Source organism: Enterobacter sp. V89_11 (genome assembly GCF_029967775.1).
Taxonomy (GTDB): Bacteria; Pseudomonadota; Gammaproteobacteria; order Enterobacterales; family Enterobacteriaceae; genus Enterobacter; species Enterobacter ludwigii.
Window position 1 is genome coordinate 58,752 of record NZ_JASCAN010000011.1, and the last position, 15,316, is coordinate 74,067.

Consider the following 15,316-nt stretch of genomic DNA (forward strand, 5'->3'; position numbering starts at 1 on the left):
TCAGGCGGTCGAATGACCGCCTGGAGATGTTCACTTACGCCTGGTGACCGTTGATGTAATCAATGGCAGCCTGAACGGTGGTGATCTTCTCAGCTTCTTCGTCCGGAATCTCAGTATCAAACTCTTCTTCCAGAGCCATTACCAGCTCAACGGTGTCAAGAGAATCTGCGCCCAGGTCTTCAACGAAGGAAGCGGAGTTCACAACTTCTTCCTGCTTAACGCCCAGCTGTTCGCCGATAATTTTCTTAACGCGTTCTTCGATAGTGCTCATACTCTTAAATTTCCTATCAAAACTCGCTTTCGCGATGGTTTTCGTAGTGTATAAAATGTTGAAAAATTTGCAACTAAATCCCGGCAGTTCTTACCACGATTTTACGTTATTTTGAGGCCATTCGCCCTAATAACGCAAATATTTTTCATCGTGATTAAACCATGTACATCCCGCCGTTGACGTGGAGGGTCTCACCAGTGATGTAACCCGCTTCGTCAGAGGCTAAAAATGCAACCGCGCTGGCAATTTCTTTAGGGTCGCCTAAGCGGCCCGCTGGAACAGCTGCCAGCGTACCCGCACGCTGCTCATCAGTTAGCGCACGCGTCATGTCCGTTTCAATAAAGCCCGGAGCAACAACGTTTACAGTAATACCGCGGGACGCAACTTCACGTGCCAGCGACTTACTGAAACCGATCAGACCTGCTTTCGCCGCAGCGTAGTTAGCCTGACCAGCATTTCCCATGGTACCAACCACAGAACCGACAGTGATAATACGACCATGACGCTTTTTCATCATAGCGCGCATTACCGCTTTTGACAGACGGAATACAGATGACAGGTTGGTTTCGATGATATCGTTCCACTCGTCGTCTTTCATTCGCATTAACAGGTTATCACGAGTGATCCCGGCATTATTTACCAGAATATCCACTTCGCCAAATTCTGCGCGAATATTTTCCAGAACAGATTCGATAGATGCAGGTTCGGTCACATTCAGAACCAGACCTTTACCGTTCGCACCCAGATACTCGCTGATGGCCTTAGCGCCATTCTCGCTGGTTGCTGTACCAATCACTTTCGCGCCGCGCGCAACCAGTGTTTCAGCAATTGCACGCCCGATACCGCGGCTTGCGCCAGTGACCAGGGCAATTTTTCCTTCAAAACTCATGGTATTCCTCTTTTATTGCGAGAGTGCCGCTGACATCGCGTCCGGCTCGTTAATTGCCGAAGCAGTCAGGGTGTCAACAATACGTTTTGTCAGACCGGTGAGGACTTTACCTGGGCCGACTTCATACAGATGCTCAATGCCCTGAGAGGCCATAAACTCAACGGTTTTGGTCCACTGTACCGGGCTGTAGAGCTGGCGAACCAGCGCATCACGGATAGCGTCCGGCGAGGTTTCGCATTTCACATCGACGTTGTTCACAACGGAAATTGTCGGTGTGTTAAAAGTAATTTTTTCAAGCTCAACGGCCAGTTTATCGGCAGCAGGTTTCATCAGTGCGCAGTGGGACGGTACGCTGACGGGCAGCGGCAGAGCGCGTTTCGCCCCTGCAGCTTTACAGGCTGCACCAGCACGTTCAACCGCGTCTTTATGACCGGCGATAACCACCTGGCCTGGCGAGTTGAAGTTAACGGGAGACACCACCTGACCTTCAGCGGATTCTTCACACGCTTTTGCAATCGCAGCATCATCAAGGCCGATGATAGCAGACATGCCACCAGTGCCTTCAGGTACTGCTTCCTGCATGAACTTACCGCGCAGTTCAACCAGACGCACCGCGTCAGCAAACGCGATAACACCGGCACACACCAGCGCAGAGTATTCACCCAGGCTATGGCCCGCGAGCAGCGCTGGCGCTTTACCGCCCTGCTGCTGCCAGACACGCCACAGCGCAACGGATGCCGTCAACAGCGCTGGCTGAGTCTGCCAGGTTTTGTTCAGCTCTTCGGCTGGTCCCTGTTGGGTCAGCGCCCACAAATCATAACCCAGCGCAGCGGAAGCTTCACGGAAAGTCTCTTCGATAACCGGATACTTTGCTGCCATTTCAGACAACATCCCAACGGCCTGAGAACCCTGGCCCGGGAACACAAAAGCAAATTGCGTCATTATTTAATCCTTATACTAGAAACGAACCAGCGCGGAACCCCAGGTGAACCCGCCACCAAAGGCTTCAAGCAAGACCAACTGGCCCCGTTTGATTCGTCCGTCACGTACCGCTTCATCAAATGCGCACGGTACTGACGCCGCAGAGGTATTGCCGTGACGATCCAGCGTCACCACAACGTTATCCATCGACATGCCCAGCTTTTTAGCGGTCGCGCTGATGATACGCAGGTTTGCCTGATGTGGCACCAGCCAGTCGAGTGCGGAGCGGTCAAGGTTATTCGCTTCCAGCGTTTCATCGACAATGTGCGCAAGCTCAGTCACCGCCACCTTGAACACCTCATTACCCGCCATCGTCAGGTAAATAGCGTTATCCGGATTAACGCGATCGGCGTTAGGCAGGGTCAGTAATTCGCCATAGCTGCCATCGGCATGCAGATGCGTAGAGATGATGCCCGGCTCTTCGGACTGACCGAGCAGTACCGCGCCCGCACCATCACCAAAAATAATGATCGTCCCACGATCGGTTGGATCGCAGGTACGTGCCAGCACGTCAGCACCGATGACCAGCGCATATTTCACGGCACCGGATTTAACATACTGATCGGCAACGCTCAGCGCATAAGTGAACCCTGCGCACGCTGCGGCAACGTCAAATGCCGGGCAGCCTTTAATGCCGAGCATGTTTTGCACCTGGCACGCTGCGCTTGGGAAGGCATGCGTGGCAGAGGTCGTGGCAACCACGATCAAGCCAATCTGATCTTTATCAATGCCCGCCATTTCGATAGCACGCTGCGCGGCTTCGTAACCCATGGTCGAAACGGTTTCGTCTGGCGCGGCAATACGACGTTCACGGATACCTGTGCGCGTGACAATCCACTCGTCAGACGTATCTACCATTTTTTCAAGATCGGCGTTGGTACGCACGTGTTTTGGCAGGTAGCTGCCGGTACCTAAAATCTTCGTATACATGTACGCTCAGTCACTTTTAGCTAATACAGATTCCAGGCGAGCGGCAATCCGCTGAGGGACTTGTCGCTGCACCGCCTGCACTGCCTGTTCAATGGCGACAGTAAATGCTCGCTGATTGGCGGCACCATGACTCTTAATCACGATGCCGCGCAATCCTAACAGACAGGCGCCATTATACTGGTCGGGGTTGAGGTGACTGAATCGCCGCGTCAGGCTTTTTTGTAACCAACGCTTTAATAAAATCAACCACCAGGCGCTTTTTTTGCCTTCTCCCTGCGATTTAAGCAGTGAGAGAAACATTCGCACGACCCCTTCCATGGTCTTCAACGTTACGTTTCCGGTGAAGCCATCACACACCAGAACATCCGTTTTCCCCGTCAGCAACTCATTGGCTTCGAGATAACCAATATAGTTGATGGAGGGAACCTGTTTGAGCAATTCGGCAGCTTCGCGAATGCTGTCCAGGCCTTTGGTCTCTTCTTCACCGATGTTCAATAACGCAACACGGGGATTGTTTATCCCGACCACTTCTTCTGCCAGCACCGACCCCATCACGGCAAACTGAGCCAGCATTGTACTATCACAATCGACGTTAGCACCCAAATCGAGCACCACGGTCTTGCCCTTCTGCTGATGCGGTAATACCGTCACCAGCGCCGGACGCTCAATACCTTCAATAGGTTTGAGCAACAATTTCGACAGCCCCATCAGCGCGCCGGTATTTCCCGCACTGACGCAAGCCTCCGCGCGTCCTTCCTTCACCAGCTCCAGCGCCATTCGCATAGAACTGCCCCGGCTATTGCGAATCGCCTGCGATGGACGTGCATCACTGGCAATAACTGACTGCGCAGGAATAATCTGCAGACGCGAACGTTGTTCGAAGTCAGCTTTTGCAAGTAATGGCGTGATTGTGTCGGGATTGCCGACTAAAAGAAGTGTGAGTTGCGAATTAGAATTCAGTGCCTGCAAAGCTGCAGGCACTGTCACGGAAGGGCCAAAATCCCCTCCCATGACATCTAACGCCAGGGTTAGACGTGTCAAGGTATCGTCACAGCCTGGTTCGGTAAATTCCCCGTTTGCACGGGGAAATCCTCACTAAGCCTAATCACGCTGACGCGTGATTACTTAGTGATAACCTTGCGGCCGCGGTAGAAACCGTCAGCGGTGATGTGGTGACGCAGGTGTTTCTCACCAGAAGTCTTGTCTACAGACAGGCTGGTAACTGCAGTCAGCGCGTCATGGGAACGACGCATGCCACGTTTGGAACGGGTTGGTTTATTCTGTTGTACGGCCATGGACCTTACTCCTCAATTACTTACGCTTTAAGCTGGCTAATACGGCAAATGGGTTTGGTTTTTGCGCTTCATCAGGCAGTTCCCCAAAGACCATGTCCGCCTCGGACACTTCACAGTGTTCAGATTCATGCACCGGAACGACTGGCAAGGAGAGGATGATTTCATCTTCAACCAGAGCCAGAAGATCGATTTCACCGAATTCATTAACTTCAATCGGTTCATACGCTTCCGGGAGTGCTTCAGCCTGTTCGTCAGAACGGACCGGACTGAAACAATACGTTGTGTGAACATGCTGTACAAACGGTTTCCCGCAACGCTGACATTCGAGGGTTACCGTCACCTTTGCATCGCCGGTTAAAACGGCGAGACGCTGGTTATCGATAGCGAACGACATGGAGCATTCTACATCACTGTCCACACTGACTACGGATTCGGCGACACGCTCAGCCTGATCGGAAGTATAAATACCTTCGTAATCGAGGCGTTTTTGAGCCGTGCGAACCGGATCAAGAGTCAGGGGTAATTTTACCTTTTGCATAGGGCGCGCATATTAACTTTGTAACGTCATATAGTCAAAGAAAAAGGCAACCACAGCTGCCTTTTGCCAATTATTCGCACACATTGCGGCCTGTAGTTTAAAATGGCTGGCATCGATACGCTATATCTGGTGATAAAAATATGCCAAATCTCGTTCTTGCCTCCACCTCACCCTACCGCCGAATGTTGCTGGAAAAGCTCGGGATCCCGTTTGAATGCGCGGCGCCGGAAGTTGACGAGACGCCGCAGCCGGGCGAATCACCGCGTCACCTGGTCACCCGTCTTGCGAAGGAGAAAGCGCAATCACTTGCCGCACGCTACCCTTCGCATTTGATTATAGGCTCCGATCAGGTTTGTGTGCTGGACGGTGTTATCACCGGAAAGCCGCACACTGAAGCGAATGCCTGTCAGCAGCTTATGCAAGCGCGAGGCAATATCGTCACCTTTTATACGGGTCTGGCACTCTACAACTCCGCCTCGGGTCACCTGCAAACCGAATGCGAACCTTTCGACGTCCATTTTCGCCATCTTAGTGAGCAGGAAATCGCCGACTATGTGCGTCGGGAGCGACCGCTCAATTGCGCCGGAAGCTTCAAAAGTGAAGGTCTGGGGATTGCCCTGTTCGACAAGCTGGACGGACGTGACCCAAACACGCTGGTTGGGTTGCCGTTGATAGCATTGTGCCAGATGCTCAGACGCGAGGAGTGTAATCCGCTGAAGATGTGAGTATTACGATTGATGCATCACTCACCGGCCTGAGAGACCTCAGGTCGGTAAGTGTCAGCCAAATCAGCCGCGCAGCACCTTCAGGCAGCGTTTTAACTGCTCATCAAGGGGGGCTTCAATGCGAATTGTTTCGCCGGTATTCGGGTGAGTGAACGTCAGTGCCGCCGCATGCAGGAACAGGCGTGACAACCCGGTGCCCGCCAGTTGCTTATCAAACTCCCTGTCGCCATAGCGGTCATCAAATGCGATCGGATGACCGGCATACTGCGTATGTACGCGGATCTGGTGGGTACGGCCGGTTACCGGGCTGCAGCGCACCAGCGTGGCGAACGCATAGCGCTCTTCCACTTTGAAACGCGTCTCAGACGGCTTCCCTTCCTGATTCACACGTACAATGCGCTCACCGCTTTGCAAAATATTCTTCAGCAAAGGTGCCTGCACTGCCTTAACGTGGGACTGCCAGTGGCCGCGAACCAGCGCCAGATAATCCTTCTGCATCCCTTTTTCACGCAGTTGCTCATGCAGGGAACGCAACGCAGAACGTTTTTTTGCGACCAGCAACACGCCGGAGGTATCGCGATCGAGACGGTGAACCAGTTCGAGGAAACGGGCTTCAGGGCGCAGCGCACGCAGGCCTTCTATCACGCCAAAGCTGAGACCACTCCCGCCATGGACAGCGGTACCTGACGGTTTATTCAGCACCAGGATATGATCATCCTCATAAAGGATAACGTCACTCAGGGCGGCCACTTTCTGCAACCTGGGTGAAACGACCTCTTCTTCGCGTTCCGCAACACGGACCGGCGGGATACGCACTTCATCACCGGCTTCGAGTTTGTACTCAGGCTTCACGCGTTTTTTGTTAACCCGCACTTCACCCTTGCGCAGGATGCGGTAAATCATGCTCTTTGGCACGCCTTTGAGTTGGGTGCGCAAAAAGTTATCGATACGTTGCCCCGCGTCGTCTTCCGCGATGGCAACCATTTTTACGGCTGGAGTCTCTGTTTTCATGGTTGGCGATTCTAAATATCGTCAGCCATTAGCGCCACTCATTTTTCTATGCTTATATTTACTTTTATCCGGCCTGTCCCCTGTTTCACGCAATCGATTTGGTGGTTATTAAACCAATCACCGCCTTGAAGTGAAGAAACTGTGAGTAACCGGGTGATAATTGGTAAAAGTCATCTTGCTATAACCCGGCGAGCAGTGGAATAATGAACTCGTTTTCCGTGTTAAATCCTGGTTAAGTAAGGATCTCGACGGAATGACCAATTTTGTCTGACCGATCATCCACGCAGCAATGGCGTAAGACGTATTGATCTTTCAGGCAGTTAGCGGGCTGCGGGTTGCAGTACTTCCCGGTATAAGGATTGTTCTCTGGAGAGTTCTACCCAGGCAATTCCCCTGATAATTGCGCTGTGTTTCCGTATGAAATACAGGCAACCGACACTCTGCGCCTCTTAAGCGAGCGACAACCGTGAGGTTGGCGACGTGAATAGACACGAGGCCATCGGTTCATACCCCGGAAAGCGTCACCTTGCCCGCAGCTTTGTCGTCAATGTAAGAATAACGAGTAAGTTACGATGAAAAGAATGTTAATCAACGCAACTCAGCAAGAAGAGTTGCGTGTCGCCCTTGTGGATGGGCAGCGCCTGTACGATCTGGATATCGAAAGTCCTGGACACGAACAGAAAAAAGCGAACATTTACAAAGGTAAAATCACCCGCATTGAACCAAGCCTTGAAGCTGCATTTGTCGATTACGGTGCTGAGCGTCACGGTTTCCTCCCTCTGAAAGAAATCGCCCGCGAATATTTCCCTGCAAACTATAACTCCCATGGCCGCCCAAACATCAAAGATGTGCTGCGTGAAGGTCAGGAAGTCATTGTTCAGATTGATAAAGAAGAGCGTGGCAACAAAGGTGCCGCACTGACCACCTTTATCAGTCTTGCGGGAAGTTATCTGGTTCTGATGCCAAACAACCCGCGTGCCGGTGGTATCTCTCGCCGCATTGAAGGTGATGACCGTACCGAGCTGAAAGAAGCGCTGGCAAGTCTTGAGCTGCCTGACGGCATGGGGCTTATCGTGCGTACCGCAGGCGTCGGCAAATCTGCCGAAGCGCTGCAGTGGGATTTAAGCTTCCGTCTGAAGCACTGGGAAGCAATCCAGAAAGCAGCAGAAAGCCGCGCAGCGCCGTTCCTGATTCACCAGGAAAGCAACGTGATTGTGCGTGCCTTCCGTGACTACCTGCGTCAGGACATCGGTGAGATTCTGATCGATAACCCGAAAGTGCTTGAGCTGGCGCGCCAGCACATTGCTGCGCTGGGTCGTCCGGATTTCACCAGCAAAATCAAACTGTACACCGGTGAAATCCCGCTGTTCAGCCATTATCAGATCGAATCGCAGATTGAATCCGCTTTCCAGCGTGAAGTGCGTCTGCCATCCGGTGGTTCTATCGTTATTGATACGACCGAAGCACTGACCGCCATCGACATCAACTCCGCACGTGCTACGCGCGGCGGTGATATCGAAGAGACCGCCTTCAACACCAACCTTGAAGCCGCTGATGAAATCGCCCGCCAGCTCCGCCTGCGCGACCTGGGTGGTCTGATTGTTATCGACTTTATCGACATGACCCCTGTTCGCCACCAGCGTGCGGTTGAAAACCGTCTGCGCGAAGCGGTACGTCAGGATCGTGCTCGTATCCAGATTAGCCATATCTCACGCTTCGGCTTGCTGGAGATGTCCCGTCAGCGTCTGAGCCCTTCACTCGGTGAATCCAGCCATCACGTCTGTCCGCGCTGCTCCGGTACCGGTACCGTTCGTGATAACGAATCTCTGTCCCTCTCTATTCTGCGTCTGATTGAAGAAGAAGCGCTGAAAGAGAACACCAAAGAGGTTCATGCCATTGTTCCCGTGCCAATTGCGTCCTACCTGCTGAACGAAAAACGTGCGGCCGTCAGCGCAATTGAATCACGCCAGGGCGATGTTCGCTGCATCATCGTACCTAACGATCAGATGGAAACCCCGCACTACCACGTGCTGCGTGTCCGTAAAGGTGAAGAGACCAGCACGCTCAGCTATCTGCTGCCTAAGCTGCATGAAGAAGAGATGGCGCTGCCTTCCGATGAAGAACCTGCCGAGCGCAAACTGCCAGAGCAGCCAGCCTTAGCGACCTTCATCATGCCTGAAGCTCCGCCAGAAACGGCACTGGAAAAACCCGTGACCAAACCGGTTGCGCAAAAACCAGAAGCCGTTGCGGTCAAAGCCCAGCCAGAACAACCGGGTCTGCTGAGCCGCCTCTTCGGTGCGCTGAAGAAGATGTTTGCAGGCGAAGAAGTCCAGCAGCCTGAGCAACCGAAAGAAGCACCGAAAGAAGCGAAACCTGAACGTCAGCAGGACCGTCGTAAACGTCAGAACAACCGCCGTGACCGTAACGATCGTAATGACCGTAACGAACGCCGTGACAACCGTTCGGACAATAATGAGGGTCGTGAGCAACGCGAAGACAACCGTCGCAACCGTCGCGAGAAGCAACCGCAGAATGTTGAAGATCGTGAAATTCGCCAGCAGGCGGGCGATGAGTCTGAGAAGAGCAAACAGCGCGACGAGCAGCAGCCACGCCGTGAGCGTAGCCGTCGTCGTAACGACGAGAAGCGCCAGGCGCAGCAGGAAGTCAAAAACCTGAACCGCGAAGAGCCTGTTGAACAGCAGGAAAGCGAGCAGGAAGAACGTACTCAGGTTATGCCGCGTCGTAAGCAGCGCCAGCTGTCACAGAAAGTGCGTGTAGGTGCCCTGCCGGTGGAAGAGACCGTCATCGTCCCTGCAGAAGCAAGTGACACTGCACCAGGCACTCAACTGGCGAAAGTGGATCTGCCGGCCGTCGTCGAAAACAACGCTGAGCAAGACGATAACGGTGAAGGCCGTGATAACGCGGGTATGCCACGTCGTTCACGCCGCTCTCCGCGTCACCTGCGCGTCAGCGGTCAACGTCGTCGTCGTTATCGCGACGAGCGTTATCCGACACAGTCGCCAATGCCATTAACCGTGGCGTGCGCGTCTCCTGAAATGGCTTCCGGTAAAGTCTGGATCCGCTACCCGGTTGCTCGTCAGGAGCAGGTTGTGGAAGAACAGGCTGTCACCGAAGAGGTGATTGCCCCGGTAGCCGCAACTGAAGAAGCGGTAAGTGAAGCCGCTATCGTGGTTGAGCCACAGGCCGTTGAGTCAGAAGCGCCTCATATAGTAGACGTTGAAACCACGCACCCTGAAGTGATTGCCGCGCCGGTTGACGCCGCACCGCAGCTTATTGCTGAAGAAGACACCGTGGTCGCTGAAGACGTTGTTGCTGAGGTTCAGCCAGCAGCAGCGGTAGAAGAGACCCCGGACGTGGTTGTTGAAACCGTGACTGAAGACGTGGTTCAGGACGTTGAAATTGACGTCGAACCGGTGCGTGAAGCCGCGAAAGCAGAAGAGCCAGAAGTGAAAGCCGAGCCGGTAATCACAGCGCCGGCCCCTGCTCACGTTGCGACAGCCCCGATGACTCGCGCACCAGCGCCGGAATATGTGCCGGAAGCGCCGCGTCACAGTGACTGGGTCCGCCCTGCGTTCAACTTTGACGGTAAAGGCTCTGCCGGTGGCCACAGTGCAACGCATCAGGCGACGGCACCGGCTACCCGTCCGCAGTCTGTTGAGTAACGACACATAGCGTAAAAAGCCGACCTTCGGGTCGGCTTTTTTATTGCTCGCGTGCCGGCTTTCTCATACCCGCAATGTCCGGCATCACCCTCTTCATCATCTCCAGAAAACGGCGTAAACGCGCCGGATAATAACGCGACCACGGATAAACCAGATGAACCGGGAGCGCGGCGGGCTGCCACTGTGGAAGCAAATGCACTAAGCGCCCTTCCTGGATATCCTGCTTGACCGTCCAGCTTGAAACCATCGCCACCCCTAACCCTGTCAGGGCGGTATTGCGCGCAACATGCAGGCTATCCGTGCTTAGTCGTGGCGCAATGGAGATACGTTTTACCTGCGAAAGATCATCCCACAACTCCACATGTCGCTGATAGAACGTGCTGATGGCAATCCAGGGCAGCGCCTGCAGATCCTCCGGTGTGTGAACCGGCGCAAACTGGTCCAGCAGCGCAGGCGAAGCCACCACACAGCGTGGCACTTCCGCCAACAGCACGGAGACGGTTGCCGGATCCACCTCTGCGCCAACTCGAATAGCACAATCCAGATTGTCGCTCAGAAAATCCACCGACTTATCGTTGAGCATCCACTCCACCGACAGCTGAGGATAACGCTGCAAAAACTCCGTTAACGGTCTCAGGAGCTGATCCTGCCCAAAGGCGTGCGGTGCGCGTACCCGTAACACGCCGACCGGCTCGTCCTCCGTCTGGCCGATTTCATCTTCCAGTGCCAGCCAGCTATCAATGACCCGCCGGGCATGTTGATAGCAGCGCTCGCCGTCATCGGTAAGTTTTGTTGCATGGGTGGTTCGCAATAAAAGCCGTACCCCCAGCAGCGTTTCCAGAGACTGAAGGCGGCGGCTCACCGTGGCCTGGCTCGTCGCAAGCAGTCTTGCCGCCCCGGATAGCGATCCGCTTTCCACAATACGAACAAATGTGCGCATGAGTTCCACCCTGTCTATACGCTCAACTCGCTTCATAATTTTTCCTGCTATACGCCAAACGTATAAGCGTTTTACCACCAGGCCCTCTACCGTCGCAAGGCATAGTGATAAAAAATAGCGGCACACTATGAGTGAGGAACGTCTTATGAACACAACAACTGCTCCCCATGCCGCCAGTCGCTGGGTGATTTTTATGCTGGCTCTGGGGGCTGGCTTTAGCGTCGCATCCATTTACTACGCGCAACCGCTGCTGCCGCTGATAGGCGCCGACCTTCATCTTAGTATTGAAGGGATGGGGCTGGTCCCGACGCTGACCCAGGCAGGCTACGCGCTCGGTATTCTTTTTCTGTTGCCACTTGGCGATCGTCACGACCGCAGGATGTTAATCCTGATAAAAAGCGCCGCCCTGGCACTGTTTCTGCTGGGCTGCAGCCTGACCGGGCAGCAGCACTCACTGCTGCTGGCAAGCCTGCTGATTGGCATGGCCGCGACCATGGCACAGGATATCGTTCCCGCAGCGGCTATCCTCGCCCCCGAAGGGAAGCAGGGAAAAACCGTGGGAACCGTGATGACAGGGTTGCTGATGGGCATCTTGCTGTCGCGAACCGTCAGCGGTGTGGTGGGTGAAGCTTTTGGCTGGCGCGTCATGTATCAGCTGGCCGCTGTAAGCATCGCATTTATTGGGGCGGTGATGTGGCGGGTACTCCCGCGTTTTGCCATTCACTCCACGCTGAGCTATCCCGCCCTGATGCGCTCAATGGAACATCTGTGGCGTCGTTATCCGGCTCTGCGTCGTGCAGCACTGGCACAGGGTTTTTTGTCGATTGCCTTTAGCGCCTTCTGGTCAACGCTGGCGGTCATGCTGCTGGAGCGCTATCACCTGGGGAGCGCCGTCGCGGGTGGTTTTGGTATTGCCGGGGCCGCGGGGGCCTTAGCCGCCCCGCTGGCGGGAGGTCTGGCGGACAAGCTGGGCGCCGGAAAAGTCACGCAGCTTGGCGCAGCACTGGTTACCGTCTCGTTTGCCCTGATGTTCCTGATGCCCGCGCTGGGTCTTCATGGACAACTGATTCTGATTGCTGTCTCAGCCATCGGGTTTGATCTGGGGCTGCAGTCCAGTCTGGTGGCGCACCAGAATCTGGTCTATAGCCTTGAGCCTCAGGCCAGGGGGCGTCTTAACGCCCTGCTCTTTACGGTGGTCTTTATCGGCATGGCGCTGGGTTCGGCTGCGGGGAGTAAAATCTACACGCTGGCTGGCTGGACGGGCGTGGTTGCCCTGGCAACGGTATGCGGTATCATTGCGCTGGCAATACGTCTGATTGAAAGTGCACGCGTCGCCTCCGCACCGGCAGAAATTGCGTAAAAAAAATGCCCAATCCACACGGATTGGGCAGTAAAACATGCCCAGTTTCAAGACATGTTCCAAGAGGTCAAGATGTTATCTGTTCAGCTGGAACAGGGACATGCCCTGCATATCGCTAAACGCTTTATAAGATGCCTGCAGCGCGGCCTGCTGCATGGTGTAAGAAGAGATCGCTGCGTTCCAGTCCACATCAACCAGGTCGCTCATCTGCTTAGTCTGGCCCAGTGCACGATCGTCACCAAGGTTATCCAGCTTTTCAAGCTCGTTCATCTTGGTACCTACATCAGCAGCGACAGTAAGAATGTTGTTCTGGGTATTTGTGATGCCGGTTTGAGCATCAGAAATGATTTTCCCCTGTGCTTCAGCTGCAGCAGAGTCGGTATCGACGGGAACCTTAAGCGCGGTAATCGCCGTATCGAGGATCTTGAACATGTTCGTCTCGCCATATCCGCCACCTGGCAGTTCTTTGGCGTTACTGGTGATGCTTTCGAAGATCTGCTGACCCGTGTGGCTAATGACCATATTACGCGCGGTATCAACCTGCTGCGAAATAGCCTCAGTACCGCCTTTGTAGTCACCGGTAACGGAATCAAACGGTGGCACTTCAGTCTTAAAGCCGGCAAAAATAAACCGACCATTACCATCCGCGGTGTTTGCAAGGTTCATCAATTGGTCGCGAATACCTTGCAAATCGCTCGCCAGCGACAGGCGATCGTCATCACTTAAGGTTGCGTTTCCGGCATAGACTAATTTCTCTTTAGCACTGGTGATAGCGGCAGTAACCTGGTTAAGCACATTATCTTCGAGAGAAACTTTTTGTGATGCGAACGATCTTGCCAACGCAAACTGGCTATTTTGTGACTGTGATTGTGACAGAACAATAGCCTGCGACGCCGCGATAGGATCGTCCGACGGGCGATTGACGCGCTTGCCGGTGGACATTTGTTCACCATAACTCAACCACTTGCTCTGGGAATCGGTGATCCCGCGCATGTTTTGGTCGTACATCATCTGGGTGCTAATACGCATGTTTCACCTCAGCCTTAGCGAATATTAATGATTGCATCAAAGAGCGAGCTGGCAGTTTGTAGAACCTGCGCATTAGCGAGGTAATACTGCTGATAGCGCTGCAAATTGCCGTACTCTTCGTCAAGGTTTACCCCTGAGATCGACTGCTGCTGTTTGGTTAACTGCGTCGCCACATTCGCTTTCGTTTCGCTGCTGGTTTTCAGTGCCGCTGTTGAGCTACCAACGGTACTGACGAGGGAAGCATAAGCATCATTGAAAGACTTATTCCCGCCGACAAGCTTGCTATTTTGCAGATCCAGCAATTTTTGACCGTTGCGGTTGTCACTTTCGCCACCGGCGCTTGTCGATGCCATCGCCAGTTTGGACTCATCATTAAACTTGAGTTCCATGTTTACGATGACATCAGAAACGGGCTTCACAACAAAACTGTCTTTGTTATTCGCGGTACCGCTCACGTTGACATTCAGGCCGTCGAAAGACAGATTGCCGCTCGCATCCGGACTCATCGTGAAACTGGTCTTATCCGACGTACGCGTAATGGTCCAGTCGGTTCCGTTGAACTGCAGCTTATAATCCGTTGCCTGGACTTTAGTACTGTCAGCCACGGAGGCTGTCAGCGCGGCGGTACCTGAATTCTTGCTGTTGGACACAACCGCAGGCGAGCCAAAGTCAAAGAGCTTGCCGCCAGCATCGCCGTTAGCATCAAAACCCGCTTCATGCTGCTTGTTCATCGCGTCAGCAAAGGCCAGCGCCATCTGGTTAAGGCTATTACGCGCTTTATCCAGATCTTCAGAGCGGAAGGTGAGTAAACCGCCAAGGGTGCCGGTGGTAATCAGCTTCTCAGGAATTTCGATATTGCCGGAAACATCATCGGTATAGGCCAGCGTTGTACGGGTTGGGTCTGCGCTGGAATTCACCGCAGCCAGCTGGTTCGCTTTGCTCCCCTGTACCAGGCTGTAACCGGTGCCAAATGAGACGTTATACGTGCCGCCATCCTGCACAGAAACTTCAACACCGACAATTTTATTCAGTTCGCTCACCAGCTGATCGCGTTGATCGAGCAGGTCATTTGGTGATGAGCCAGCACCCACGCCGGTCAGACGGGAAATCTGATCGTTCAGGTTCGCAATCTGTTTGGCGTAGTTATTAATTTGATCGACGCTGGCAGAAATCGCGGTATTCACCTGAGAATCCTGATCGCGAAGATACTGATCGTTGGTTTTAAACTGATTGACCAGGCCATCCGCTTTGCCCAGCACCGTCTGGCGCGCAGCCGGATCTTCTGCGTTGCTCACCAGCGTCTGCAGACTTTTGAAGAAGTCCTGCAGCGTGGTAGAGAGCGAGTTGGTGGTATCCGAGAGCACATCGTCGATTTTTGACATCTGCTGATAGCGCGTAGTCAGGCCGCTGCTCTGGGTCTGCGCGGCGCGCAGCTGGTTGGTAATGAATGCATCATACTCACGCTGGACACCGGAGACATAAACCCCGTTACCTACCCAGCCACCGCCGGTCAGCGTGCTGTTCGACGCGCCCAGCACTGTCGTCTGGCGGGTATAACCTGCCACGTTATAGCTTGAAATATTATTACTGACGGTATTGAGTGCCGACTGCGCAGCACTGAGGCCACTCATGGCACTGTTAATCAAACTGGACATGGGGGTTCC

14 protein-coding genes are annotated in these 15,316 nt (G+C 53.8%); 3 read left to right on the plus strand and 11 right to left on the minus strand.

Annotated elements, in window-relative coordinates; all coding sequences use genetic code 11:
* Window positions 1–34 precede the first annotated feature (34 nt).
* The 7 genes from acpP to yceD all read right to left on the minus strand — a co-directional run bounded on the left by acpP (window position 35) and on the right by yceD (window position 4,904).
* Entirely contained in the window at window positions 35–271 is a 237-nt protein-coding gene (gene acpP / locus QLG09_RS10635) for an acyl carrier protein (RefSeq protein ID WP_003857954.1), read from the minus strand.
* A gap of 154 nt (window positions 272–425) precedes the next feature.
* Window positions 426–1,160 carry a 3-oxoacyl-ACP reductase FabG gene (fabG, locus tag QLG09_RS10640; RefSeq protein ID WP_014169575.1) on the minus strand — a complete coding sequence of 245 codons (735 nt, stop codon included), beginning with the start codon at window positions 1,158–1,160 and terminating at the stop codon, window positions 426–428.
* A 12-nt stretch (window positions 1,161–1,172) separates the two neighbouring features.
* On the minus strand, window positions 1,173–2,102 hold the full coding sequence (fabD, locus tag QLG09_RS10645; protein WP_049022666.1) for an ACP S-malonyltransferase: 930 nt from the start codon (window positions 2,100–2,102) through the stop codon (window positions 1,173–1,175).
* A gap of 15 nt (window positions 2,103–2,117) precedes the next feature.
* Window positions 2,118–3,071, minus strand: a complete 954-nt coding sequence (locus QLG09_RS10650) for a beta-ketoacyl-ACP synthase III (protein WP_014169572.1) — start codon at window positions 3,069–3,071, stop codon at window positions 2,118–2,120.
* A gap of 6 nt (window positions 3,072–3,077) precedes the next feature.
* A complete protein-coding gene (gene plsX / locus QLG09_RS10655; protein WP_014169571.1) occupies window positions 3,078–4,112 on the minus strand; it encodes a phosphate acyltransferase PlsX in 1,035 nt (344 codons plus the stop codon).
* A gap of 80 nt (window positions 4,113–4,192) precedes the next feature.
* Window positions 4,193–4,366, minus strand: coding sequence for a 50S ribosomal protein L32 (gene rpmF / locus QLG09_RS10660; protein ID WP_003857964.1), 174 nt, complete (start codon window positions 4,364–4,366; stop codon window positions 4,193–4,195).
* A gap of 16 nt (window positions 4,367–4,382) precedes the next feature.
* Entirely contained in the window at window positions 4,383–4,904 is a 522-nt protein-coding gene (yceD, locus tag QLG09_RS10665) for a 23S rRNA accumulation protein YceD (RefSeq protein WP_014169570.1), read from the minus strand.
* Between the two features lie 140 nt (window positions 4,905–5,044).
* Between yceD and QLG09_RS10670 the strand changes: the two genes are divergently transcribed.
* Window positions 5,045–5,629 (plus strand): nucleoside triphosphate pyrophosphatase, encoded by a 585-nt coding sequence (locus QLG09_RS10670; RefSeq protein ID WP_032677877.1) that lies wholly within the window; start codon window positions 5,045–5,047, stop codon window positions 5,627–5,629.
* 63 nt (window positions 5,630–5,692) lie between these two features.
* On the opposite strand, the gene rluC is transcribed toward QLG09_RS10670, so the two are convergent.
* Window positions 5,693–6,640 (minus strand): 23S rRNA pseudouridine(955/2504/2580) synthase RluC, encoded by a 948-nt coding sequence (rluC, locus tag QLG09_RS10675; RefSeq protein ID WP_014169568.1) that lies wholly within the window; start codon window positions 6,638–6,640, stop codon window positions 5,693–5,695.
* Between the two features lie 572 nt (window positions 6,641–7,212).
* On the opposite strand from rluC, the gene rne reads away from it, so the two are divergent.
* Entirely contained in the window at window positions 7,213–10,323 is a 3,111-nt protein-coding gene (gene rne / locus QLG09_RS10680; RefSeq protein WP_049022667.1) for a ribonuclease E, read from the plus strand.
* Between the two features lie 40 nt (window positions 10,324–10,363).
* Here the strand turns inward: rne and QLG09_RS10685 are convergent, their stop codons facing one another.
* Window positions 10,364–11,299 (minus strand): LysR family transcriptional regulator, encoded by a 936-nt coding sequence (locus QLG09_RS10685; protein ID WP_049022668.1) that lies wholly within the window; start codon window positions 11,297–11,299, stop codon window positions 10,364–10,366.
* A gap of 109 nt (window positions 11,300–11,408) precedes the next feature.
* On the opposite strand from QLG09_RS10685, the gene QLG09_RS10690 reads away from it, so the two are divergent.
* Window positions 11,409–12,623, plus strand: coding sequence for an MFS transporter (locus QLG09_RS10690; RefSeq protein WP_282488900.1), 1,215 nt, complete (start codon window positions 11,409–11,411; stop codon window positions 12,621–12,623).
* A gap of 75 nt (window positions 12,624–12,698) precedes the next feature.
* On the opposite strand, the gene flgL is transcribed toward QLG09_RS10690, so the two are convergent.
* Both flgL and flgK read right to left on the minus strand, forming a co-directional pair.
* Window positions 12,699–13,652: a flagellar hook-associated protein FlgL gene (gene flgL / locus QLG09_RS10695; RefSeq protein WP_014169564.1), complete on the minus strand. Its 954-nt coding sequence runs from the start codon at window positions 13,650–13,652 to the stop codon at window positions 12,699–12,701.
* A 14-nt stretch (window positions 13,653–13,666) separates the two neighbouring features.
* Window positions 13,667–15,307 (minus strand): flagellar hook-associated protein FlgK, encoded by a 1,641-nt coding sequence (gene flgK, locus QLG09_RS10700; RefSeq protein ID WP_020884676.1) that lies wholly within the window; start codon window positions 15,305–15,307, stop codon window positions 13,667–13,669.
* Window positions 15,308–15,316 lie beyond the last annotated feature (9 nt).